This window comes from Micromonospora sp. NPDC048986, assembly GCF_040649335.1.
GTDB lineage: Bacteria > Actinomycetota > Actinomycetes > Mycobacteriales > Micromonosporaceae > Micromonospora > Micromonospora alfalfae.
Genome location: NZ_JBEZFJ010000001.1, coordinates 777,991 through 799,866 on the forward strand (window position 1 = coordinate 777,991; position 21,876 = coordinate 799,866).

Annotated in this window: 22 protein-coding genes and 1 tRNA gene; 9 read left to right on the forward strand and 14 right to left on the reverse strand. The window is 70.9% G+C overall.

The features are described from left to right. The first annotated feature begins 1 nt into the window (after position 1). Together AB0B94_RS03630 and AB0B94_RS03635 are read left to right on the forward strand one after the other, a co-directional pair. Positions 2–283 carry a hypothetical protein gene (locus AB0B94_RS03630; RefSeq protein ID WP_238669712.1) on the forward strand — a complete coding sequence of 94 codons (282 nt, stop codon included), beginning with the start codon at positions 2–4 and terminating at the stop codon, positions 281–283. Between the two features lie 2 nt (positions 284–285). Continuing rightward, positions 286–936, forward strand: a complete 651-nt coding sequence (locus AB0B94_RS03635) for an aminodeoxychorismate/anthranilate synthase component II (protein ID WP_091397512.1) — start codon at positions 286–288, stop codon at positions 934–936. Positions 937–990: 54 nt separating this feature from the next. Here AB0B94_RS03635 and AB0B94_RS03640 read toward each other — a convergent pair whose 3' ends face one another. From AB0B94_RS03640 to AB0B94_RS03675, 8 genes are read right to left on the reverse strand one after another with little or no spacing between them, the layout of a single operon-like run. Then, positions 991–1,686, reverse strand: coding sequence for an ElyC/SanA/YdcF family protein (locus AB0B94_RS03640; protein WP_357267919.1), 696 nt, complete (start codon positions 1,684–1,686; stop codon positions 991–993). A 19-nt stretch (positions 1,687–1,705) separates the two neighbouring features. Next, complete coding sequence (gene pknB, locus AB0B94_RS03645) at positions 1,706–3,523, reverse strand: Stk1 family PASTA domain-containing Ser/Thr kinase (RefSeq protein ID WP_357267921.1); 1,818 nt, start codon at positions 3,521–3,523, stop codon at positions 1,706–1,708. Further along, on the reverse strand, positions 3,520–4,929 hold the full coding sequence (locus tag AB0B94_RS03650; protein WP_357267923.1) for a protein kinase: 1,410 nt from the start codon (positions 4,927–4,929) through the stop codon (positions 3,520–3,522). The genes pknB and AB0B94_RS03650 overlap by 4 nt, the downstream gene beginning before the upstream one ends. Before the next feature lies 1 nt (position 4,930). Next, entirely contained in the window at positions 4,931–6,436 is a 1,506-nt protein-coding gene (locus AB0B94_RS03655; RefSeq protein ID WP_357267925.1) for a penicillin-binding protein 2, read from the reverse strand. Further along, positions 6,433–7,926, reverse strand: a complete 1,494-nt coding sequence (locus AB0B94_RS03660) for an FtsW/RodA/SpoVE family cell cycle protein (RefSeq protein ID WP_357267927.1) — start codon at positions 7,924–7,926, stop codon at positions 6,433–6,435. The genes AB0B94_RS03655 and AB0B94_RS03660 overlap by 4 nt, the downstream gene beginning before the upstream one ends. Before the next feature lie 30 nt (positions 7,927–7,956). Beyond that, positions 7,957–9,432 carry a PP2C family serine/threonine-protein phosphatase gene (locus AB0B94_RS03665; protein WP_112583979.1) on the reverse strand — a complete coding sequence of 492 codons (1,476 nt, stop codon included), beginning with the start codon at positions 9,430–9,432 and terminating at the stop codon, positions 7,957–7,959. Further along, positions 9,429–9,914: an FHA domain-containing protein gene (locus AB0B94_RS03670; RefSeq protein ID WP_030487599.1), complete on the reverse strand. Its 486-nt coding sequence runs from the start codon at positions 9,912–9,914 to the stop codon at positions 9,429–9,431. Before AB0B94_RS03670 ends, AB0B94_RS03665 begins: the two co-directional genes overlap by 4 nt. 6 nt (positions 9,915–9,920) lie before the next feature. Beyond that, a complete protein-coding gene (locus tag AB0B94_RS03675; protein WP_238669705.1) occupies positions 9,921–10,709 on the reverse strand; it encodes a DUF3662 and FHA domain-containing protein in 789 nt (262 codons plus the stop codon). Positions 10,710–10,915: 206 nt separating this feature from the next. Here AB0B94_RS03675 and AB0B94_RS03680 point away from each other — a divergent pair. From AB0B94_RS03680 to AB0B94_RS03690, 3 genes are all read left to right on the forward strand, one after another. Beyond that, a tRNA-Leu gene (locus tag AB0B94_RS03680) sits at positions 10,916–11,001 on the forward strand. Positions 11,002–11,065: 64 nt separating this feature from the next. Continuing rightward, the gene (locus AB0B94_RS03685; RefSeq protein WP_357267930.1) at positions 11,066–12,181 is read left to right on the forward strand and encodes an NAD-dependent epimerase/dehydratase family protein; all 1,116 of its coding nucleotides are present in this window, start codon (positions 11,066–11,068) and stop codon (positions 12,179–12,181) included. Continuing rightward, on the forward strand, positions 12,178–12,984 hold the full coding sequence (locus AB0B94_RS03690) for a WecB/TagA/CpsF family glycosyltransferase (RefSeq protein WP_357267932.1): 807 nt from the start codon (positions 12,178–12,180) through the stop codon (positions 12,982–12,984). Before AB0B94_RS03685 ends, AB0B94_RS03690 begins: the two co-directional genes overlap by 4 nt. A gap of 67 nt (positions 12,985–13,051) precedes the next feature. Here AB0B94_RS03690 and AB0B94_RS03695 read toward each other — a convergent pair whose 3' ends face one another. Beyond that, positions 13,052–14,608, reverse strand: coding sequence for a S8 family serine peptidase (locus AB0B94_RS03695; RefSeq protein ID WP_357267934.1), 1,557 nt, complete (start codon positions 14,606–14,608; stop codon positions 13,052–13,054). Positions 14,609–14,825: 217 nt separating this feature from the next. Here AB0B94_RS03695 and AB0B94_RS03700 point away from each other — a divergent pair, with 217 nt between their 5' ends. Further along, the gene (locus tag AB0B94_RS03700; RefSeq protein ID WP_357267936.1) at positions 14,826–15,425 is read left to right on the forward strand and encodes a hypothetical protein; all 600 of its coding nucleotides are present in this window, start codon (positions 14,826–14,828) and stop codon (positions 15,423–15,425) included. On the opposite strand, the gene AB0B94_RS03705 is transcribed toward AB0B94_RS03700, so the two are convergent. From AB0B94_RS03705 to AB0B94_RS03715, 3 genes are all read right to left on the reverse strand, one after another. Then, positions 15,393–15,791 (reverse strand): hypothetical protein, encoded by a 399-nt coding sequence (locus tag AB0B94_RS03705; RefSeq protein WP_357267938.1) that lies wholly within the window; start codon positions 15,789–15,791, stop codon positions 15,393–15,395. The genes AB0B94_RS03700 and AB0B94_RS03705 overlap by 33 nt on opposite strands. A 213-nt stretch (positions 15,792–16,004) precedes the next feature. Beyond that, positions 16,005–16,226 carry a DUF397 domain-containing protein gene (locus tag AB0B94_RS03710; protein WP_357267940.1) on the reverse strand — a complete coding sequence of 74 codons (222 nt, stop codon included), beginning with the start codon at positions 16,224–16,226 and terminating at the stop codon, positions 16,005–16,007. Beyond that, positions 16,196–17,077, reverse strand: a complete 882-nt coding sequence (locus AB0B94_RS03715; RefSeq protein ID WP_091396372.1) for a helix-turn-helix transcriptional regulator — start codon at positions 17,075–17,077, stop codon at positions 16,196–16,198. The genes AB0B94_RS03710 and AB0B94_RS03715 overlap by 31 nt, the downstream gene beginning before the upstream one ends. Before the next feature lie 626 nt (positions 17,078–17,703). On the opposite strand from AB0B94_RS03715, the gene AB0B94_RS03720 reads away from it, so the two are divergent. Beyond that, positions 17,704–17,988 carry a hypothetical protein gene (locus AB0B94_RS03720; protein ID WP_091396374.1) on the forward strand — a complete coding sequence of 95 codons (285 nt, stop codon included), beginning with the start codon at positions 17,704–17,706 and terminating at the stop codon, positions 17,986–17,988. 98 nt (positions 17,989–18,086) lie between these two features. Further along, complete coding sequence (locus AB0B94_RS03725; protein WP_357267942.1) at positions 18,087–18,548, forward strand: hypothetical protein; 462 nt, start codon at positions 18,087–18,089, stop codon at positions 18,546–18,548. 7 nt (positions 18,549–18,555) lie between these two features. Here the strand turns inward: AB0B94_RS03725 and AB0B94_RS03730 are convergent, their stop codons facing one another. Together AB0B94_RS03730 and AB0B94_RS03735 are read right to left on the reverse strand one after the other, a co-directional pair. Continuing rightward, complete coding sequence (locus tag AB0B94_RS03730) at positions 18,556–19,371, reverse strand: PASTA domain-containing protein (RefSeq protein WP_357267944.1); 816 nt, start codon at positions 19,369–19,371, stop codon at positions 18,556–18,558. 161 nt (positions 19,372–19,532) lie between these two features. Next, the gene (locus tag AB0B94_RS03735) at positions 19,533–20,213 is read right to left on the reverse strand and encodes a PASTA domain-containing protein (protein ID WP_357267946.1); all 681 of its coding nucleotides are present in this window, start codon (positions 20,211–20,213) and stop codon (positions 19,533–19,535) included. Positions 20,214–20,336: 123 nt separating this feature from the next. On the opposite strand from AB0B94_RS03735, the gene AB0B94_RS03740 reads away from it, so the two are divergent. Beyond that, on the forward strand, positions 20,337–21,779 hold the full coding sequence (locus tag AB0B94_RS03740) for a hypothetical protein (RefSeq protein WP_357267948.1): 1,443 nt from the start codon (positions 20,337–20,339) through the stop codon (positions 21,777–21,779). The last annotated feature ends 97 nt before the right edge of the window (positions 21,780–21,876 follow it).

A 21,876-nucleotide genomic window follows, 5' to 3' on the forward strand; every position in this document is an offset into this window, starting at 1 on the left:
GGTGTACGCGTTCATCTGGCGCAAGCTGCCGTTCGGAGTGGTCGGAAAGCTGACCGGCTCGGTGCTCCTGGTGGCCGCCACGGTGGCCCTGCTGTGGTACGTCGCCTTCCCGTGGGCCGAGCCCCTGCTGCCCTTCGACGACGTGCAGGTCGAGTCCGGCGTACCCGCCGAGACGGGTGGCGGCGGCGACCCGGTGACCGGGGAGACCCCGGCCGGCGACGATCACGAACTGCCGTACGACACCGACCAGAACAACCCCGCGCCCCCCTCCCCGAGCAGGTGACCATGCGCGTCCTGGTGATCGACAACTACGACTCCTTCGTCTTCAACCTGGTGCAGTATCTGGGCCAGCTCGGCGTGGACTGCGAGGTCCGTCGCAACGACGAGATCGACGTCGCCGAGGTGGGCACTGTTGGCGCGGACGGCATCCTGCTCTCGCCCGGTCCGGGCAGCCCGGATCGGGCCGGCATCTGCCTGGACGTCATCCGGGAGTACGCGGGCCAGCTGCCGATCTTCGGCGTCTGCCTCGGTCACCAGGCGATCGGCGAGGCCTTCGGGGCGACAGTGACGCGCGCCCCCGAGTTGCTGCACGGCAAGACCTCTGAGGTACGACACCACTCGGTCGGCGTACTCGCCGGTCTGCCCGACCCGTTCACCGCCACCCGGTACCACTCACTCGCCGTGCTGCCCGAGACGCTCCCCGACGAGCTGGAGGTCACCGGCTGGACCGGCTCCGGCGTGGTGATGGCGATGCGGCACCGGACGCTGCCCATCGAGGGCGTCCAGTTCCACCCGGAGTCGGTGCTCACCGAGGGCGGTCACCTGATGCTGGCCAACTGGCTGGCCAGTTGCGGTCACCCCGAGGCGCTGGAGCGGGCACCTGCCCTGGCCGCCGAGGTGGACGCGCGTCGTCTGGCGGCCTTCGCCACCGCCTGAGGACCGGACGTCAGAGCCCGGTCACCGGATCGTCGGGAGCCGGTGCCGGTCGGGTCAGCCTCGCAGCGCGTCCCGGACAGCGGAATTCGCAGGCGAACGCACCGCTGGCGGTCGGGCGCGCACCGCATCCCACGCCGCTTTGCCGCTGGCGAAGTAGTCCCGAACCGACTTCTCGGCGAGCAGGGCAGCGCCGCAACCATCGCAGCGGGCGGTCACCCCGTCGGCGTCGACGCCGAGCCGCCGGCACAGCGTCACCGCCCGCGACAGGTGGTACGACTGGGTGACGATCAGGGCCCGCTCGACGCCGTACACCTCCCGCGCTCTCGCGCAGCTGTCGTAGGTGTCCAGGCCGAACGGGTCGGCCACCACCCGACGCCTGTCGACACCGCGCTCGGCGAGGTACGTCGTCATCACCGCCGGTTCGTCACCTGACGCGCCTCCGCCGTCGCCGGACACGAGGACGACAGTGGCCCGCCCGCTGTTCACCAGCTCGGCGGCGGTGTCCAGGCGGCCGGCGAGACGATCCCCGGGCCGCTGCCGATCGGGTGCCACTTCGGTGCCGAGGACGATCACCACATCGGCGGCCGGCGCGTCGGCGACGTCGTGCACGTGCCCGCGTGCCGCGAGCGTCGTCCACAGCCACGGGGAACTGGCGAGCACCAGCACGACGAGACCCGCGACGGCCAGGCGGCGGAGGCGGCGAGGCCACCGCCGTACCGCCGCGACCGGGGGTGATTCGGCCTGGGTCATGCAGGTGCCCGCGGGTGGCCTAGTCCTGGGGCCGGCTCGGCGGGGGCGGGAACGGCAGACCGATGCCGCCCCCGTTGCCGGGAGTTGTCGGCGTGCCCGTCGGCGTCACGGTGGGCGTCACGGTGGGCGTCGGGTCGGTCTCCGGCTCGGGCTGACTTACCTCGATGGTCACTCTCGTCCCGGTCGGCTTCTTCTCCTTGCCGTTCGGGCTCTGGTCGGTGACCTTCCCAGCCTGGGCGGCCGGCACCTCCGGCCCGTCCTCCGCGACGACAGTGAATCCGGCGTTCCGGAGGACGCGGGTGGCTTCCTCCTGGCTCAACCCGACGACGTCCGGCACCTCGCGGACCTTGCCGTTCGAGACCGTGAGTGTGACCTTCGTGCCCTCGGGAACGCTCTCGCCCTCGGGCGGGTCGACCTTGAGAACCTCCTCCTGGCTCGCCTCGTCGTCCACCGTCTTGATGTCGTACTTGAGCTTCGCCTCGGTGAGCCGGGCGATGGCGCTCTCCCGCTTACTGCCCTTCAGCCCGGCCGGAACCCGTACCTCGGGCTTGCCGCCACAGATCTGAATGGTGACAGTGCCGTTCTGCTTCACCTGGGTGGTCGGCAGCGGGTTCTGCTGAACGACAGTGCCCTCGGTGCAGTCGCTGGCCAGCACCGGGTCGCCCACCTGTGCGGACAGACCGGCCTTCTGGATCTCGGCGATCGCCACGTCCCGGGTCTTGCCGGTGAGGGTGGGCACCGACTTCAGGTCGTTGCCCTTCTGCTGGTTCCAGAGCAGGGCGGCGACCAGGGCAATCACCGCCAGTACGCCGACCGCGCTGAACATCGCTATCAGCCAGGAGGACGCCTTGCGCTGGCGGGGGTCGCCCACCCGGGCCGGGATCTGCCCGGTCTGCGGCCCACGGCCGGAAGGCGGATAGCCGCCCCCACCGCCGGCCGGGGCCATCGCCACCGTCTCCGCCTCGCGCAGCACGGGGGTGGCCAGCACGGGCCGGCCGGCGGCGGCGCGGAGCAGGTCGGCCCGCATCTCGCCGGCGCTCTGGTAGCGGTTGAGCGGGTTCTTCGACAGCGCCTTGAGCACTATCGCGTCGACGGCCGGGGTGACGTCCGGGTTGATGTCGCTCGGCGTCGGTGGCGTCTCCCGCACGTGCTGGTACGCGACGCTGACCGGGCTGTCCCCGACGAACGGCGGGTGCCCGCAGACCAGCTCGAAGAGCACGCAGCCGGCCGCGTACACGTCGGAGCGGGCGTCGACGGCCTCGCCGCGTGCCTGCTCGGGTGAAAGATACTGGGCCGTGCCGATGACCGCGCTGGTCTGGGTCATCGTGGTCGCCCCGCTGGCCAGCGCCCGAGCGATGCCGAAGTCCATCACCTTGACCTGGCCGGTCTGGGTGAGCATCACGTTGCCGGGCTTGATGTCCCGGTGGATGATCCCGTGCCGGTGGCTGAACTCCAGGGCGGCGCACATGTCGGCGCAGATCTCCAGCGCACGGCGCGGTTGCAGTCGCCCCTCGGCGCCGAGGACCTCCTTCAAGGTCCGCCCGTTCACGAACTCCATGACGATGAACGGCAGCGTCTCACCGGTCGGCGCGGTCTCCTCGCCGGTGTCGTAGACCGCCACGATGGCCGGGTGGTTGAGCGAGGCGGCGTTCTGCGCCTCCCGGCGGAACCGCATCTGGAACGTCGCGTCCCGGGCGAGATCGGTGCGGAGCATCTTGATCGCGACGTCCCGACCGAGCCGGAGATCGCGACCACGGTGCACCTCGGCCATGCCGCCATAGCCGAGCAGCTCGCCGACCTGGTACCTGCCACCGAGCAGGCGGGCCTGCGCTGTCATCGCGTCTGTCGTCCTTCGCTCGTCGTCGCCCCGCCGTCGCCCGGCTGGAGTCGTACCTCCCGACGGTACGACGTCCGGGTCGGATCGTCGCGCCCGTCGAGTCGTAGCGCGCCGGACGTCACGGTGCGCGGCGCCAGCCCGGCGGATACACCGGCCTGCGACTGCTTCCGCAGGTTGTAGGAAATCACGCCAGAGCAGAGCAGGACCAGCACGGCCAACAGGATGGCGAGGAGCACCATTCCAGGCCGGGACCGCTGGGGCTGTGGTGACGGTGTCGCCGGGCCGGCCTGCCGGACGTACGCCGGCGGGTGTTCCTGCCGGGGTGGCCCGGACGGCACCGCTGCCGCACCGCGTGGGTAGCCGTTCGGGGCACCCTGCGGCCGGACGGGCTGGACGGCCGGCGCGACGGCGGTGGGGCGTGGCTGTTGGGCGGGTGCGATCGCTGTCGGCCTCGCTCCGGCCAGCGGTGGGCGGGCAGTCGGCGGACGCATCTGGTGTGCCTGCGGCACCTGGGCCCGACCGGGCGCGGCGGGTGAGGCGGGCGCCGCGGAGACCGGCCCGGAGTTGCCGGCGGCCCGGGCCTGCTGGGAGAGCGCGGCCTTGAGCTGACGGGCGACCCCGGCGAGTGCGGCGGCGCTCGGCCAGCGGGCGGCCGGATCCTTCGCCAACGCCCGTTCGACAAGGGCGCGCACCTGCGGGGGGATGTCGGCAGGCAGTGGCCGGGGCGTCTCCCGGACGTGCCGCATCGCGATGTCGAGGGGGTTGTCGCCCTCGAACGGCCGCCGACCGGCCAGGCACTGGTAGGCGACCACGCCGAGGGCGTACACGTCGGACGCCGGGGTGGCCACACCGCCGGTGGCCTGCTCCGGCGAGATGTACGAGGCGGTGCCGAGCACCGAACCGGCGGCGGTGAGCTGGCCGACCATGTCGGAGCGGGCGATGCCGAAGTCGGTCAGCACCAGCGTGCCGTTCGGCCGGACCAGCAGGTTGCCCGGCTTCACGTCGCGGTGCACGATGCCCTTCTCATGGGCGGCGTGCAGCGCGTCGGCGGCCTGCGCGACGAGGGCCATCGTCCGCGCCGGGGTGAGCCGGCCGACCCGGCTCAACGTGGACGACAGGGCGTCACCCTCGACGTACTCCATGACCAGGAAGGCGATCTGCTGGTCGTTGCCGAAGTCGTAGACGTCCACCACGCCGGGGTGGTTGATGGTGGCCATGGTGCGGGCCTCGCCGCGGAACCGCTCGCCGAAGTCGGGGTCGTCGAGCAGGGCGGGGAGCAGGCTCTTCACGGCTACCGTCCGGCCGAGCACCTGGTCGGTGCCGCGCCAGACGTCGCCCATGCCGCCGCTGGCGATCCGCTCGTCGAGACGGTAGCGGTTGCCGAGCTGCACACCGGGGCTGAGCATGTCAGCGACCCCCTGGGTCGGCGATGGCGGCCCGCATGATCTGACCCGCGATCCGGGCGGCCTCGCCGCTGCCACCGGGGCCGGCCTGCTCCAGCATCACGCAGACCGCGGAGACCGGGTTGCCGTTCTTGTCCAGGGCGAAGCCGATGAACCAGCCGTGGTCGGGCCGGTCCGGGGCGGACTGGGCGGTACCTGTCTTGCCGCCGACCGTGTAGCCGTTGATCGCGGCCTTCCGCCCGGTGCCGTTCTGGACCACGCTGGCCATCATCTCGCGCAGGTCGGCGGCGACCTGCGGCTCGACGGGCTGGCGCAGCTCCCGCGCCTTCGCCGTGTAGTAGCTGGTGGTCCGGTCCGGAGCGAGTAGCTGCCGGACCAGGTACGGCCGCATCTGGCTGCCGTTGTTGGCGATCGAGCCGGCGATCATGGCGCCTTCGAGAGGCGTCATCCGAACGTTGTTCTGCCCGATCGAGGACTGGGCCAGCGCGGCCGGGTCGGTGCTGCCGTCCTGGTTCTGCATGGTCCCGGTCCGACTGGCCGCCGTGGGCAGGCCGCCCTCGCCGAGCTGGCCGACGGTCAGGTCCTCCTGCTCGAAGCCGAACTGCCGGGCCTTCTCCTTGACAGTCTCCGCGCCCAGCCGCACGCCGAGCTGGGCGAAGCCGGTGTTGCACGACTCGGTGACCGCCTCCAGCAGGGTGACCTGCCGAGTCGGGCAGATCGACGGATCGGCGTTGCGGATCGGAGTGCCCGAGGTGGGCGCGGTGTAGCTGGGACCGGCCGGGATCTGGGTGTTCTTGGTGACGCCGTTCTCCAGTGCCGCCGCGGCAACCACGATCTTGAAGGTGGAGCCCGGCGGCAGCGTCTCGGAGAGCGCCCGGTTCTTCAGCGGGCCTTCCGGGTCCTTCTCCAGCTTGTTGTACGCCGCCGCCGCCTCGTTGGTGTCGTGGCTGGCCAGCGGATTCGGATCGAAGCTCGGCATGGAGACCAGCGCCTGGATGGCACCGGTCCGCGGGTCGATGGCGATCGCCGCGCCCCGCTTCGCGCCCACCTCGTTGTTGCGCAGCTGGTCGTACGCCACGTCCTGGGCCCGCTTGGAGAGCGTGAGCAGCACGTTGCCGCCGCCGGTGTCGTCGCCGGTGAACATGTCCTTCAACCGGTCGCCGATCAACTGGTCGCTGGTGCCGGCCAGGAAGTCGTTCTCCACCTGCTCGATGCCCTGGTCGGCCAGGTTGACCGGCTTGTAGCCGAGCACGTGGGCGTACTTGGCGCCGCTGGGATAGGTGCGCCGGAACTTCAGGTTGCCGGTGGTCTCCTTGCTGGTGGCCACCGCCGTGCCACCAGCCTCGATGTTGCCGCGCTTACGGTCGTACTCGGCGACCTGGACCCGACCGTTGTAGTCGCTGGTCCGGTATTCATCCGCCTTGTAGGCCTGGATCCAGTTGAGGTTGGCGAAGAGCAGACCGAACAGGACCATGACGACGACGCCAACGCGGCGCAGGGGTGCGTTCACGGCTTGATCACCTCCGTGGGAGCACCGTGCAGCTGCTCGGGCGGGCCACCGCTGGGACGGGCCGCCTTGCCGCCGCCTCCTCCGCTCACCGGTCGGCGGGCGCCGTCGGAGACCCGCAGCAGCACCGCGATGAGCAGCCAGTTGGCCATCAACGACGACCCGCCTGCGGACAGGAACGGGGTGGTCTGACCGGTCAGCGGGATGAGCTTGCTGATCCCGCCCACGATCACGAAGACCTGGAGGCCGAGGGTGAACGCGAGACCGCCGGCGAGCAGCTTGCCGAACGAGTCCCGTACCGCCAGTGCCGCGCGCAGCCCGCGCTCCACGATGAGCAGGTAGACGACGAGCAGCGCGGAGAGGCCGAACAGGCCGATCTCCTCACCGATGCCGGCGAAGATGAAGTCGTTCTGCACCTCGGGCAGGATCTCCGGCTGGCCACCGCCCGGCCCGGCGCCGAAGAGCCCGCCCGTGCCCAGGGCGAGCAGGCCCTGCACGAGTTGGTAGCCCTTGTCGGTCGGGTCGGCGAACGGGTCGAGCCAGATTTCCGCCCGCAGGTAGAAGTTGGCGAACGGTCCACCGACAGTGGAGCCGAGGACGTAGGCGAGGTACGCGCCGCCGAAGAAGAGGACCAGGCCGATCAGCAGCCAGCTGACCCGTTCGGTGGCGATGTAGAGCGTCACCACGAACATGCCGAAGTAGAGCAGCGAGGTGCCCAGGTCCTTCTCGAAGACGAGGACCAGCAGGCTGATCAGCCAGACGCCGACCACCGGGCCGAGGTCACGCCCGCGCGGAAAGTCGATGCCGAGGAACCGCCGGCTCGCCAGCGAGAGCACCTCGCGCTTGCGGACCAGGTAGTAGGCGAAGAAGACAAGCAGCGCCAGCTTGGCGAACTCACCCGGCTGGATGGAGAACAGGCCGACATCGATCCACAGCCTGGCGCCGTTCTTCTCGGAGATGCTCGCCGGCAGCACCGCCGGGAGCATCACCAGCACGATGCCGGCCAACCCCAGGGTGTACGCGTACCGGGAGACCGAACGGTGATCGCGCATGATGGCGAGCAGAGCGGCGGCAAGAATCACCGAGAGGAGCGTCCAGGCCAACTGGCGCCCGCCCTGCCCCGCGAAGGTCGCCAGGCTCTCCCGCTCGGCCACCGGGGCGTCGCCCAGGTCGATCCGGCGCAGGAAGCCCACCCCGAGCCCGTTGAGCAGGGCCACCGCCGGCAGCAGAGCCGGGTCGGCGAACGGGGCGAGGAACCGGATGACCAGGTGCAGGCCGAGGAAGACCGCGCCGAGCGCGGCGGCCGGCATCCAGAAGTCCGAGGTGACCGTGTCCAGCAGGTTCGCCTCGACGGTCGCCCCGTACGCGGCCACCAGCACCATCGCGAGCAACAGCAGGTACAGCTCGGCGTTGCGGCGCGACCGCGCCAGGCGTACGCCGGATTGCTCGCCCGCGGTGGCGGGCGAGGGTGCCGGTGTGGCCGCTACGGTCACGGGTGGAGTCCTCAGGATCTCAGCCGACGCTCACTCAGGAGACCGGCAGCCGGCCGGGTCGAGCGCCGGCGTGGCCGAGTCGGAGGGCGTGACGTCGGGTGTGGTGGTCGCGCCGGCCCCACCGAGTGCGGTGGTGGCACCGGCGGTCGGGCTTGCGCTGACAACCCCGTTGGGGGTCGGCGACGCGTTGGCGCTCGGGCTGCCGTTCGGGGTCGGCGTCGAGCCGACCGGGGTCGGCGTCGGCGTCGGCGTGTTGACCCCGGCGGCGGTCGGGTCGAGCGGGCAGAGCGGCTTCAGGTTGGGGTTGCTCGGCGTGTCGCTGGTCAGCTCGGCGAGCTGACGCTCGGCGTCCGGCTCACTCTTGGCCCGGATGCCGACCTTGACGGTGTCCTGCGCGGCGACAGTGAGGTCGTCCAGGCGGGTGCCGCTGCGGCGGTGCACGCTGGACAGATCCATTCCGGCGATCTGACCCTGGACACCGCGGAAGACGGCAACCTGGCCCTCTTCGGTGGCTCCCACGTAGTACTGCCGCTGGGTGTACGTCCAACCACCGAACGCCGCACCGCCGACGATCACCAGCAGGGCCAGCGCCATGGCGGCGGTCCGGACCGGGCGTCGCTTCGGCCGGTCGGCGTCATCGTCGGAGGCCGCCGGTTCCTCGGGGGCGGCCGGACGCGGCGCGGAGAGCGCCGAGGCTCGGGCCGCCGGAGTCGAGTCGTCGGCGGAGGTCGCCATGCCCCGGTCCCGGGCGGCGGCGCCGCCCACGATCGGGGTCGCCTCGACGATGTCCTGGTCCGTGGCGTCGGCGATGATCACCGTGATGTTGTCCGGCCCACCGCCGCGCAGCGCGAGCTGCACCAGCCGCTCGACGCACTGCTGCGGGTCGGTGTACTCCCGCAGGGTCTCGCCGATAGTTTCGGCGCTGACCACACCGGACAGACCGTCGCTGCAGATCAGGTACCGGTCACCGGGCATGACCTGGCGGACCGAGTATTCCGGGTCGATGTCCCGACCGTCGAGGGCGCGGGTGAGCAGCGACCGCTGCGGGTGACTGCTCGCCTCCTCGGCGCTGATGCGGCCTTCGTCGACCAGCATCTGGACGTAGGTGTCGTCCTTGGTGATCTGCGCGAACTCGCCATTGCGCAGCAGGTAGGCCCGCGAGTCGCCAATGTGGACCATGCCCAGCTTGCTGCCGGTGAAGAGGGTCGCCGTCAGCGTGGTGCCCATCCCCTCCAGTTGCGGGTTGGCGTCCACCGTGTCGCGGAGTTGTTGGTTGGCGGTGCCCACTGCCGAACGCAACGCATCGACGAGAGCGTCCCCCGGGACGTCCTCGTCGAGCGGCGCCATGGCACCGATGACGATGTTGCTGGCGACGTCACCGGCGGCCATACCGCCCATGCCGTCGGCAACGGCGAGTAACCGCGGCCCGGCGTAGACGGAGTCTTGATTGCCGTCTCGGATCAGACCGCGGTCGCTGTGGGCCGCATAGCGCAGGGTCAGAGTCATGGCCGTAATTCGAGGGAAGTGCGGCCGATCCGGATCGGCACGCCGAGGGGGACGGGGGTTGGTCCGGAGACCTTAGCGCGATCGAGGTACGTGCCGTTAGTCGAGCCGAGGTCCTCGACGTACCACTGCCCCTCACGCGGCACGAGCCGGGCGTGTCGCGCGGAGGCGTAGTCGTCGGTGATGACCAGGGTGGAGTCCTCAGCCCGACCAATGGTGATCTGCGCTTCACCGAGAGTGATTTTGGTGCCGGCCAGCTGACCGGCCGTCACCACCAGCTGGTGCGCCGCTCTGCCCCGCTTCACCTTCGCTGGCTTGGCCGCCTGCCCCGTCGAGGCGCCCACCGCGCGTGGCGCGGCCACCAGACGACCCGACCGGGCGCCCGCGAAGAGGTCCCGGCGGATCACGCCGACCACAGTGAACACGAAGATCCACAGCAGGATCAGGAACCCGAACCGGGCAACGGTGATGACCAGTTCCGGCAAGGCGGGTCAGCCGTCCACGCGGAAGGTCAGCGTCGTCGTCCCGAGCTGGACCATGTCACCGGGGTTGAGCGCGACGGCGGAGACCCGCTGCCCGTTCACCATGGTGCCGTTGGTCGAACCCAGGTCGGTCAACACGACCTGGCCCCCGTCGAAATCCAGCCGGGCGTGTCGCCGGGAGATGCCGACGTCGGGCAGACGCAGGTTGGCCTGGTCGCCGCGACCGATCACCGTCGACCCCATCTGGAGGGGGTAGGTGCGACCGTCGCCGGAGACCAGCCGCACGTTGCGACCGCCACCGTGCCCGGGCGGCGGGCCGTAGCCACCGCCCTGGTCGTACGCGGGGTAGGCGGGCGGGCCGGCGTCATAGCCGGGCGCCGACACCGGGGCGACCTCGCCGCCGGTGTAGACCTCGGCCGTGACACGGAACATGCCCGTGTCCAGACCCTCGCCTCGCTCGATCTCGACGATCACGTCGCCGTAGACCGTCCACGCCTGCTCGCCGATGAACTCCGCCTGCGACTGGGCCAACTCCTGGGCCAGCGCGGCGGCGTACGGCGCCAGCCGGGTGTGGTCGAACGGCGAGAGATCGATCACGTAGCGGTTGGGCACCAACGTGCGCCCACCGGCCAGGATCGCCTTGTGCGCCTCGGCCTCCCGCTGCATGGCGTTGAGGATCTCCACGGGGTGGACCACCCCTTTGAAGACCTTGGCGAAGGCCCCTTCGACCAGGCCTTCCAGACGCTTCTCGAAGCGTTGCAGCACGCTCACCGGCTCCTCCTCGGGTCCCGAGGACATGATGGTATCCGGCCGGCGCGCGCGCAGCTCACACGCCGCTCGGCCGGCTGGTCTCGACCCGTTCGGAAGGGCCGGGACTGTCGTGCTAATCTTTCGTCCGCCACGAACGGTAATCGCTCGTGGCGAGCGTCAGGGACAGCGTAGTATTCCCGAGGCCCGTTGGAGACGGCGGGGCCGGGCGGCTAGAGTGTTCCGGGTTGTGCCACGGGGATGTGGCGGAATGGCAGACGCGCACGGTTCAGGTCCGTGTGCCCGAAAGGGCGTGGGGGTTCAACTCCCCCCATCCCCACCAACGACGAGGGCTCCGCTTCATGCGGGGCCCTTCCGTCATATCGGGGCGTGCTGGACGTCACGCTATGCTCCGATGGATTCTGCCTCCAATGGACCAGGAGTGGCGTGTGAGTGTCGCGTTGGTGACAGGGTCGGGTGGTCTGATCGGCTCCGAAGCGGTTCGGCATTTCGCCGGCCTCGGTCTGGATGTCGTCGGCATCGACAACGACATGCGCCGGTACTTCTTCGGCGAGGACGGCTCCACCTCGTGGAGCCTGGAACGGCTCGGCCGTGACCTGGGTAACGCGTACACCCACTTCGCGGTGGACATCCGGGACCGGGACGGCCTGGAGCAGGTGTTCAAGAAGTACGGCAAGGACATCGCCGTGGTGATCCACAGCGCCGCCCAGCCGAGCCATGACTGGGCAGCCAAGGAGCCGTACACGGACTTCGACGTGAACGCCGGCGGCACGCTCAACATCCTGGAGAACACCCGCCGGCACGCCATCGACGCGCCGTTCATCCACTGCTCGACCAACAAGGTGTACGGCGACCGGCCCAACAGCCTGCCGCTCATCGAGTTGGAGACCCGGTACGAGCTGCCCGAGGACCACCGCTGGTACCAGGGCATCACCGAAGAGATGTCGATCGACCACTCGCTGCACTCGGTCTTCGGCGCCTCCAAGGTCGCCGCGGACGTGATGGTCCAGGAGTACGGGCGCTACTTCGACATGAAGACCGCCTGCTTCCGGGGCGGCACGCTGACCGGCCCGGCGCACTCGGCGGCCGAGCTGCACGGGTTCCTGGCCTATCTGATGCGCTGCGTCATGGAGGGCCGGACGTACAACCTCTTCGGTTACAAGGGCAAGATGGTCCGGGACGCGATCCACTCGCACGACGTGCTGACCGCCTTCGAGGCGTTCTTCCGGGCCCCGCGATCCGCCGAGGTCTACAACCTCGGTGGCGGCCGGCACTCCAACACCTCGCACATCGAGGCGTTCCGGATCGCTGAGGAGATCACCGGCCGCGAGGCGCGGATCAACTACGTCGAGCAGAACCGCACCGGCGACCACCAGTGGTACGTCAGCAGCATGGCCCGGTTCGAGGCGCAGTATCCGGACTGGAAGATCACTTACGACGTGCCGATGATCCTGCGGGAGATCTACGAGGCCAACGTGGACAAGTGGGTGGCCCAGCCATGAGCGCCCGGACGAAGCGCAACGTGCTCGGCGTCCTCGTCGACGCCACCGACTACGCCACGGCGACCGATGCGGTGGTGACGGCGGCACACGAGCGGCGTCCCCTCGCGCTGACCGCGTTGGCGGTGCACGGTGTGATGACCGGGGTGCTCGACAGCGCGCACAACGCGCGGCTCAACTCCTTCGACGTGGTCACGCCGGACGGGCAGCCGGTGCGGTGGGCGCTCAACCTGCTGCACCACGCCGGGCTCAGCGACAGGGTGTACGGGCCGACCCTGACCCTGCACGTGCTGTCGCGCTTCGCCGACGAAGGGCTGCCGGTCTACCTGTACGGCTCGACCGAGGAGACCCTCGCCCGGTTGATCCCGGCCCTGGAGCGGATGTTCCCGGCGCTGAAGATCGCCGGGGTGGAGCCGTCCAAGTTCCGTGCCGTCCAGCCCGGTGAGGACACCGAGATCGCCGACCGGATCCGGTCCAGTGGCGCCCGGTTGGTGCTGGTCGGGCTCGGCTGCCCGCGCCAGGAGGTCTTCGCGTACGCCATGCGGCCGCTGCTCGACATGCCGCTGATGGCGGTCGGCGCGGCCTTCGACTACCACGCCGGGCTGCTGCGTCAGCCCCCGGCGTGGATGCAGCGCGCCGGTCTTGAGTGGTTCTGGCGTCTCGGTCTGGAGCCGAAGCGGCTCTGGCGTCGTTACGTCATCCTCAACCCGGCATACCTGAGCCGGCTCGCCGCGCAGAAGATCGGCCTGTGGAAGGCCCGCCCGCCGGCCCCGGCCACCGAGCGGCCGGCCACCTTCTCGGTCTGAGCCCGACCTGTACGACGCGAGGCCCCACCCGGCGTGCCCGGGTGGGGCCTCGGTCGTCAGGGACCGGTCAGACGGTCAGGGTCCAGGTGTTGATGTAGCCGGTGTCGGCCGAGTAGGTGTCCCGCACCTGGAGTCGCCAGATGCCGTCGGCGGCCTCACCTGACACGTTGACCGTGTACGTGGCGTTCACGTTGTCGGCGCTGTCCGAGGTGCTGCTGTTCTTCAGCCGGTACGAGCTGCCGTCCGGGGCGAGCAGGTCGATGACCAGATCGCCGCGGTAGGTGTGCACGATGTTCACCGCCACCGTGGAGGCCGAGGAGGCGTTACGACCGCAGCCGGAGATGGTGATCGAGCTGGTCACCGCCGAGCCGGCGTCCGGGATCGACACGTCGGTGCCGTTGGTGCCGGTGCAGCCGGTGGGCGGCGGCGGGGTGCTGCCGGTGCCCACGTAGAGCAGCAGGTTCGGCGAGCCCGAGCCGGGGTTGCTCACCACGTTGGGCGTGGCGTTGGCGACCAGTTGGTTGCGGACCTGAGCCGGGGTCCAGCTCGGGTTGGCGCTGGCCACCAGGGCCGCCGCGCCGACCACGTGCGGGGTTGCCATCGAGGTGCCGCTGATCGTGTTGGTGGCGGTGTTGCTGTTGTACCAGGCCGAGGTGATCGACGAGCCGGGGGCGAAGATGTCCAGGCAGGTGCCCACGTTGGAGAACGACGACCGGGCGTCCGAGCTGGTCGTCGAGCCCACGGTGATGGCTTCGGTGGTACGCGCCGGCGAGGTGTTGCAGGCGTTCGCGCCGTTGTCGTTGCCGGCCGCCAGGCCGTACGTGACGCCCGAGGCGATCGAGTTGCGGACGGCGTTGTCCAGTGAGCTGTTCGCGCCGCCGCCGAGGCTCATGTTCGCCACCGCCGGCTTGATCGCGTTCGCGGTGACCCAGTCGACGCCGCCGATCACACCGGCGTTGGTGCCGCTGCCGGAGCAGTTCAACACCCGTACGCCGACGAGCTGGACGCCCTTGGCCACCCCGTACGTGGATCCGCCGACAGTGCCGGCCACGTGCGTGCCGTGCCCGTTGCAGTCGTCGGCCGACCCGCCGTCCACGGCGTCGTAGCCGGAGGTGGCCCGGCCGCCGAAGTCGTTGTGGGAGAACCGGATGCCGGTGTCGATGATGTAGGCGTGCACGTTGCTCGCCGTGTTCGGGTAGGTGTAGGAGCTGTCCAACGGCAGGTTGCGCTGGTCGATCCGGTCGAGGCCCCAGGAGGGCGGGTTGGCCTGCGTGCCGGAGATCGAGACGGTGTGGTTCTGCTCGACGTACGCCACAGCCGGGTCGGCCGCGATCCGCGCCGCCGCGCTCGCGTTCACGGTGACCTCGAAGCCGCGCAGCGCCGCGCCGTAGGTGCGGGCCACACTGCCGCCGTGGCGGCCGGAGAGCCGCTTCGCGGTGTCGCCGACCCGGTCCCGGGCCACGGCGCTGTCCTTGAGTACGACGATGTAGCTGTCCGGCACGGCGGTGGCTCCGCCGGCGGCCCGAACCACACCCACGGGTTCGGCGGCCAGGGCCGGGGTACTGACGGCCAGCACTGTCGCCGCGGCCACCCCGATCAGTACGGACCTTCGTGGAAGACCCATTTCCTACCTCCCTCTGACCGGCAGTGGAACGTGACCACCGGTCCCAACATCAATCGACACTCGCCGATCTAGCTGAGGGTAAGTCAGCCGTCGGGCAGATGAACATGTCGAAACGGCCATAACCTTCAAGTGATGACCCCCTACGGGCCCGGCGTCCGGGGCGAACGGGGGACGCGCCCGGATTCGCCTCGCCGGGATCCGGGAAAGACTCTCGAACATGGAGAGTCAGCTCACCATCCTGCTCCCGGTCGCCGCCGTCTGGCTGGCCGCCGGCGTCGTTGCCGACGGCCTTCCCCGGCTGCGCAACACCCGAATGCTGCGCCGGCGTACCGGATGGTTGCTGGTGCTGGTCCTCAGCGGCGTTGCGCTCACCGCGGCCGTGCTCGGCGGCGGGCTGCTCAGCGCCGGCACCGACCCGGTCGACCGGGCCGCCGCCGGGCTAAGCCTGGCCGCCGGCCCGGCGCTCGTGGCGACTGTCTGCTCGGTACGACGGATCCGCCGGCTGTGGGCCGGCGCGGGCGCGTTCGCCAGTGCCCCCGCCACCCCCGCGCCGCACGGGCTGCGCGCCGCGGCGGCCCACCCGCTCGTCGGGCTGCCACTACAGGTCACCGCCCTGGCCACGGTGCCGGCGTTGATCGCCGCCGCCGGCACCGACCTCGGAGCCGACCCCGGCGTCACCGGGCCGGCGATCACAGTGGGTGCGCTCGCGGTGATCGCCATCGGGGTCCGGCACGCACTGCGGCACAACCGCTTCGCGGAACGGGCCCAGCCAGCCGTCGCAGGGTCAACGCGGGCCGCTGGCGCTCTGCACGTATAGCAGTTCCAGGATCGACCGGGTCGCCTCGAACCAGCGGTCCAGCCAGTCCTGCGAGGGCACGGCGCCCTTCGGCGGCAACTCCATCAGCAGACCACGCAGCAACGGGTGGTCCGCCAGGGACTCGGGCCGCTCCATCGGCCAGCCCGTCGGCGGGAACGACGGCTCGATCAGCGGGTTCGGGTCCAGTGAGGGCAGCGAGAGCGGAGGATCCGTCGTCTCGGAAGCACCCTCCCGCCCGCTCAACTCCTGGTCGGTCGAGACCACCTCGGTCAGAACCGTGTCCCGACGAGCGCCGCGGTACTTGCCACCGAACCGCTCCGGCTTCGCCGGACCGGTGGTGAGGTTGTCTGAACCGATCGTCGTCATTCGTCTCGCCTACTCGCTCGGTTGCGGGTCGGTGCGGCTGGTCGTCGACCAGTGCCGTACCGACCGGTTCAACGAGACGGGGACGCTCTGGCGACGGGAATCCCGACGGAACCTCGCCGGTCACCGCCGCGCCGCGACAGTCGGCCGCGCCGACCGCGGAGACGACAGAGTCCCCGTCCGGCGAACCGGACGGGGACTCCATTGACCAGTCGGTCAGACCGTGCCGAACACACCACCCCGGGTGCCGGCGACGAAGGAGTGCCAGTCACCCGGTGCGAAGACCAGGGCGGGGCCCGCCTTGTCCTTCGAGTCCCGCACTCCGACCGCCCCCGTCACGTACGCCACCTCCACGCAGTTGTCACAGTTCGGCCCGCTCTTCGAGCTCTTGAACCATGCTGCCTGCGTCAGGTCCACGGGGAACCCTTTGGTCGCCATTTCCACAACGGCTCCTCTGCCAGTTTTGCGATGTGTGCGACGGACTCCTCCGGACGTATGGCCGCAGCGCGGATGTGATCGAAGATGAAGCTGTACTTCTGTAGTTCGTCGCTCTTCTCGAGGAAGAGCCCACCCGTGGCGTTCTCCGCGTACACAACATCCGGATCACCGGGCTCAGGGAAGCTGAGGATCGTGAACGTGCCGTCCATGCCGGCATGCGCACCCACCTCGAAGGGCAGGATCTGCAGCGTCACGTTCGGCAACTCGGCCACCTCAACCAACCGCTTGAGTTGGCCGCGCATCACCTCGTCCCCGCCCACCGGCCGACTTACCACCGCCTCATCGAGCACCACCCACAGATCGACCGGATCGTCCTGGGTCAATAACGACTGACGGCCCAAACGGACACGCACTCTTTGATGCACCTGATCGGCGGTGAAGTCCGGCCGAGCCGCACGGATCATGGCCCCGGCGTACTCCTCGGTCTCCAGAAGGCCCGGAACGACCTGCTGTTCGTACGCCCGGATCGAACTGGCCGCCGCCTCCAGACCGACGTACGCGCCGACGAGCACCGTGCTGTAGGGGTGCCACCAGCCCTTCTGGCGGGCCTCCCGGGCGATCTGCACGAGCTCGTCGCTCTCGGCGCCGACCACGCCGTAGATCCGCAGCATGTCCCGCACGTCGCGTGGCGTGGCAGTGGTGTGCCCGGTCTCGATCCGGGAGACCTTCGACGCCGAGCACTCCAACTGTTCGGCGACCACCTCGATGGTGATCCCGGCGGACTCCCGCTGGCGACGCAGCTCGGCCCCGAGCCGTCGCCGTCTGATGGTGGGACTGCGCCGCTCACTCATCGCGCAACCCGTGAGTCACTGGTCCCCGCCGCTGGCTGCTCGACCCCACTCGGGCTACCTCCGGTAACGCGCCACTGGGTGACACCCGCCGGGGGCGCGACCGTCGACCGGCGAGCGTTCGCGACGAAGGGGGTGGTGCCGGTCCTCGGCCGGCCGCGACGGGCGAAACCGGCCCCCAGTCTGCCGCCCGGACGCGGATGGCTTCAATAGGCCTTTCGCGCGACACGCTCACGTATCGGCAAAAGTCGACGTGCAACTTGCATGAAGCACGTCCCTGATGCACTCTGTCCGTATGGCACGGATCACTCAGCGTCTCCGTTCGGTCCCTCGCAGTGGTGACCCCACCGCCGCGGGGACGCCGGGCACGGCGCGGGCCCGGCCGACGACAACGCGACCTGCTCCGGGGTAAGGACCCCGCCGCTGCAAGCCGGCAAGCTGCGGCGGCGGGCGCGGTTCCCGGAAGCAACCGGGTGGTGGTCGGGTGGCGGCACGTCACCAGCGGGTTACGGCCCGACCACCGCCATCCGCACCACCGGTCCACGAGGCACGACCCCGTCACCGGCCGAGACGTCCCCCGTTCAGGCACCGCCGGCGCGACCGCCGGCCGATCCTCCCCAGGAGCCCATGTGCTTCCCCGCACCGGTGACGTACTGCACGTGACACGCGCGGCGAGTGTCCAGTTCCTCAGGCCGATCAAGTTCCGGGTGATCCGGGTGCTCGACTGGCCGACCTATGACGGCTGGCTCTGGCTCGACGGCTACGAGTTGAACGCCGCGGGCGACGCTGTCACCCGACGGTCGATCTTCGTCCAGCGGGAAGGGCTGCAGCAACTGCAGGCCGCCCCCGAACCCCGCCCGCACACCGTGCGGGCCCGCCGCCCGGTCGCGCGTACCCCGCTCCGGGTGGGCTGACCGACCCGAACCGCCGCCGGTGGGCGTGCAGTCGCCATAGAATTGGTACGCCCACCCCGGCACCGTTCCACCCGCTCGTCCAGGACCCTGACCCTGGGATGGTCATGGTCAATCAGCCCGCCCTGCGGCGGCACCACCGCTCCCGTATCGCCTACGCCTTCGGACTCCTCGCCCTCCTCGGGGCGATGGCGGCACTCCTGGTCCTCGTCCGCGACCCGGCGATGTCGTCCACCCGGCTGACCGCACCGGTGCCCGCACCGGAGATCACCGTGCTCGACTCGGACCCGCCGACGGGCGACGGCCAGTCGGTCTACGAGGAACCTGGCTGGATCGACACCGGCTCCCCGGCCGACCAGGCCGGTGGACCCGACCCGACCGGGCCGGTGTCCGGCCTGGGTGCCGGCGGCCAGTCCGACGGCCGTCAGGAACTCACCGAGGCCGCTCCGGCAGGGCGCAGCGCCACCGACATCCGCCGCTCCCTCTTCTGGTCCGGCATCTTCGGCCTCGCCATCTCGCTGGCCGGCATCGGCCTCGTCGGCACCCGCCGCCGAATGTGGTGACCAGCGGTCACGACGTGCTCGTCACCGTGGGGCTCGGTGTGGTCGGGCTCGCCCCGGTCGGCGGCTCGGCCTGCGAGATGATCAACAACACCTCGTCGTCGGTCGACACCGACGTGCCCGCCTCCGGCTCGGTGCCCACCACCGTCCCCGGTGGCAGCTCCGACGGTCGGTACACCACCCGGTAGGCCAGGCCGAGCCGCGCCAACAACCCTTCGGCGGTGGCCTGCGGCAGGCCGGCGAGCGGTGGCACCGGCAGCTCGGCCGGCGCGTCAGTGGTCGGCGAACTGCTCGGCGACTCACTGGTGGGCGCCGCCGATGTCGGGGCTGCGCTGGTCGGCAGGGCGCTGGGGGCACTGGTCGGCGGAGGGGACGGGGTGGGCCCACGATCGTCCCGGTCGTCATCCCGCTCAGCGAGCACCACCCAGAGCGCGCCACCGAGCAGGCCGGCGAGCAGCAGCGCCAGTACGCCCCAGAGGATCGGCGACCACCACCGCCGACCACCCTGCTCCTCGACGTACCACTCACCGCCGGCGTCATCCGGTCGGGGCGAGCGCACCTCGGCCCGACCGGACCAGGCCGGTGGTATCGGCGCGGTCCGGTCGGCCTGCGGACCCGGTCGGATGCCGGCGGACCGGTCGATCGGCATGGTCTGGTCGGGCGGAAGAACAGGACGAGCCGCAACAGTCCGGTCGATCGGTGCCGTTTCGTCCGGTCCGCCGACGGCGGGCCCGGTCGGGGCCGACCGGTCAGCGGCGGAGGGCAGCGGTCGGGTCCGGTCGTCGTCGTGATCGTCGGCGGGAGGCTCCTGGCGGTCGTCGCTCATCGCACGTCCTTTCCCGAACCCGGACGGGCGTCATGGCCCTCGACCGCCAACCTAGTCGCCCACACCGCCATCGGTGGGGATCAGCGTGCCGAGCCGCGCCGGCCGTCGGCGAGACCGTGCGGCGGGCAAGGGCCCAGAGGCTCGAACCCGCCGGCCTGGAATCAGGGCGTGGGTTTCGTGGTCGGCTGGCCGTCGGAGCCACACCAGATGCTGACCTGGTCGTTCCACCGGGCCGGGCCGTCCTCGGCGGGCTCCTGCCGGCTCACCTTTCCAGTACGTCCGCTGAGGTAACGCGGGTAGAGGCCCTCGTCGACCAACTCGTCGGCGGCGTCGGCGCAACTCTTGCCGACCACGTCCGGCACCTCGGCGGCCGGTGCCGGCCCGGCGACCTGTAGTTGTACAGTCGTCCCCCGGACGACCTCGGTGCCCACGTCCGGTGTGGTGCTCTCGACAGTACGGCCGACGCCACCACCGAAGACCAGCCGCCAACCCAGCCGCTGCTTGCGCAGCGTCTCCCGGGCCTGCTCGAAGTCGTCGCCGATCACCGGCGGCACGGTCAGGCCGGCCCCCTTGGTCGAGGTGGCGGAGGTCTGGACCGCCGACGGTGTCGGCCGCCCGGTGCTCGGTCGGGGTGCGGTGGCCCGGGTGGTCGACGCGCCAGCAGTGGTCGCGACGGCCAGCGGATCACCAGAGGGTGCGTCGTCCTCGCCGGCCAGCAACCAACCGCCGGTCGCACCCACGGCGGCGAGCAGCACCGCCGCCAACCCACCACCGAGCACGACGCTGGCCCGGCCCGCACCGCCACCGGCGGCATTCTGCTGGCCCGTGTTCGTATCCGTCATAACGCCCACCGCCTCATCACCGGCGACCGTACCGTCCGCCGCCCAACCCGCCCGCACCGGCGGTCCACACCGGCGGGTCTTTGCGACTCGCCGCGCCGACGACGGGACGTTACGCTGCCCGGCATGGCCAGACAGGGCTGGGGAGTATCGATCGCGACGGCGATCGGGGTCGCTGCCGGCGCCGGTGCCGCACAACTGGGCTTCGGCTACGGGCTCGGCGTCATCACCTGGACGCCCACCGATGCCGGTGCGACAGACACAGCCTGGGCGGACGGCCTCGCCTGGGCCACCTGGCTCGCCGCCAGCTCGACGGTCCTCGGCGCGGTCTGCGCGCAGCGGCTGCACCAGCGCAACGCCCCCGCGAAGACAGTGATCTTTCCGGAGACGTCGCTCGACGATGGTGCCCGCCACGAGGGCCCACAGCTCGACGACCGGAGGCCGCAGCACGAGAGTCCGGTTGACGGGCCCTCACCGCACCGACTCGTTGTTGCGGAACGCGACGACGCCGTCGACACCGCCCGCCCGCAGGTGGCGGGCACGCCACCACCGGCGGCCGAGCCGCCGGTCCACGATCGCAATGGCCTGCTGCGCCGGGTGGCCCTGGCCCTTGGCGCCGGGCTGGGTGGGCTGGTCACGGTGCTGTTGATCGCGGTACCCGCGCGGGTCGCCACCGGCGCGGACACCGGCGCTCCGCAACGGACTGCCGCCGTGCAGGCGACGCTGGGCATCCTGATCGGCGTCCTCGTCGCGATCTGGGCGCTTCGCTCCCGCGCCGCCGCTGTCAACGTGACCGCCACGGCCGCCTGGCTCTGGCTGCTCGCGGTGATCTCCGTGATCGACGGGGTACGCGTCGGACGAGGGTTGACCGGCGCGCAACTCGGTACCTGGCAGTTCGACCCGGACCACGCCCGGTACTGGATCGGGGGCCAGCTCTACTGGCCCGGCGCGCTGCTGGCACTGGTGCCCGCGCTGCTGATCGGCGTACTGGCAGCCCGGCGGTCCGCCCGCTCGGTCGGGCACCGCGTGGGTGCGGCGGCCTCCGGCGCGGCGGGTCCGGTGCTCGTCGCGCTCGCCTACCTGACCACCCTGCCGCACTGGTCGACGCTGGGCCCCGCGCAGCTGTCCACCCAGCTGATCGCCCCGTACGCGGTGATCGCCGGTATCGGCGGCTCGGTGCTGGCCGCCCGCCTCGGCGAGCGAAGTGAACGGAGCCACGCGGCCGAGCAGAGCCGTCCGGCCGATCGGGGTGCGGTCACTCGGGACGCGGCTGCCGACCCGGCCCCGGTCGCCGAGACCGAGCCCACACCACCGGTCTCCGGCTCGGCGACCACAACCTCAGCGTCAACGGCCAGCACCGCAGCGTCGACGGCCGGCACCGCAGCGCGGCGCAGGAGGGCCGACGCCGCACCGCAGGCGCCCAGGGCAGGCTCACTGCCCGGCGAGGCCACCGCCGCACCGCACGTGCCGGCCCCCCGTACGGACCCAGACCGTCCCACCGAAGCAGCAGCGGAGGCCCCGACCCCCGACAGCCGGCGCACCCGCCCCTCCCGCCGCACCACCAACTAACCCCCACCCCCCACCCCAGGGCCGACCCCACCCCGGTTGATCATGAAGTTATTGCCACCTTGACCGGCGTGTCATGGCAATAACTTCATGATCAACG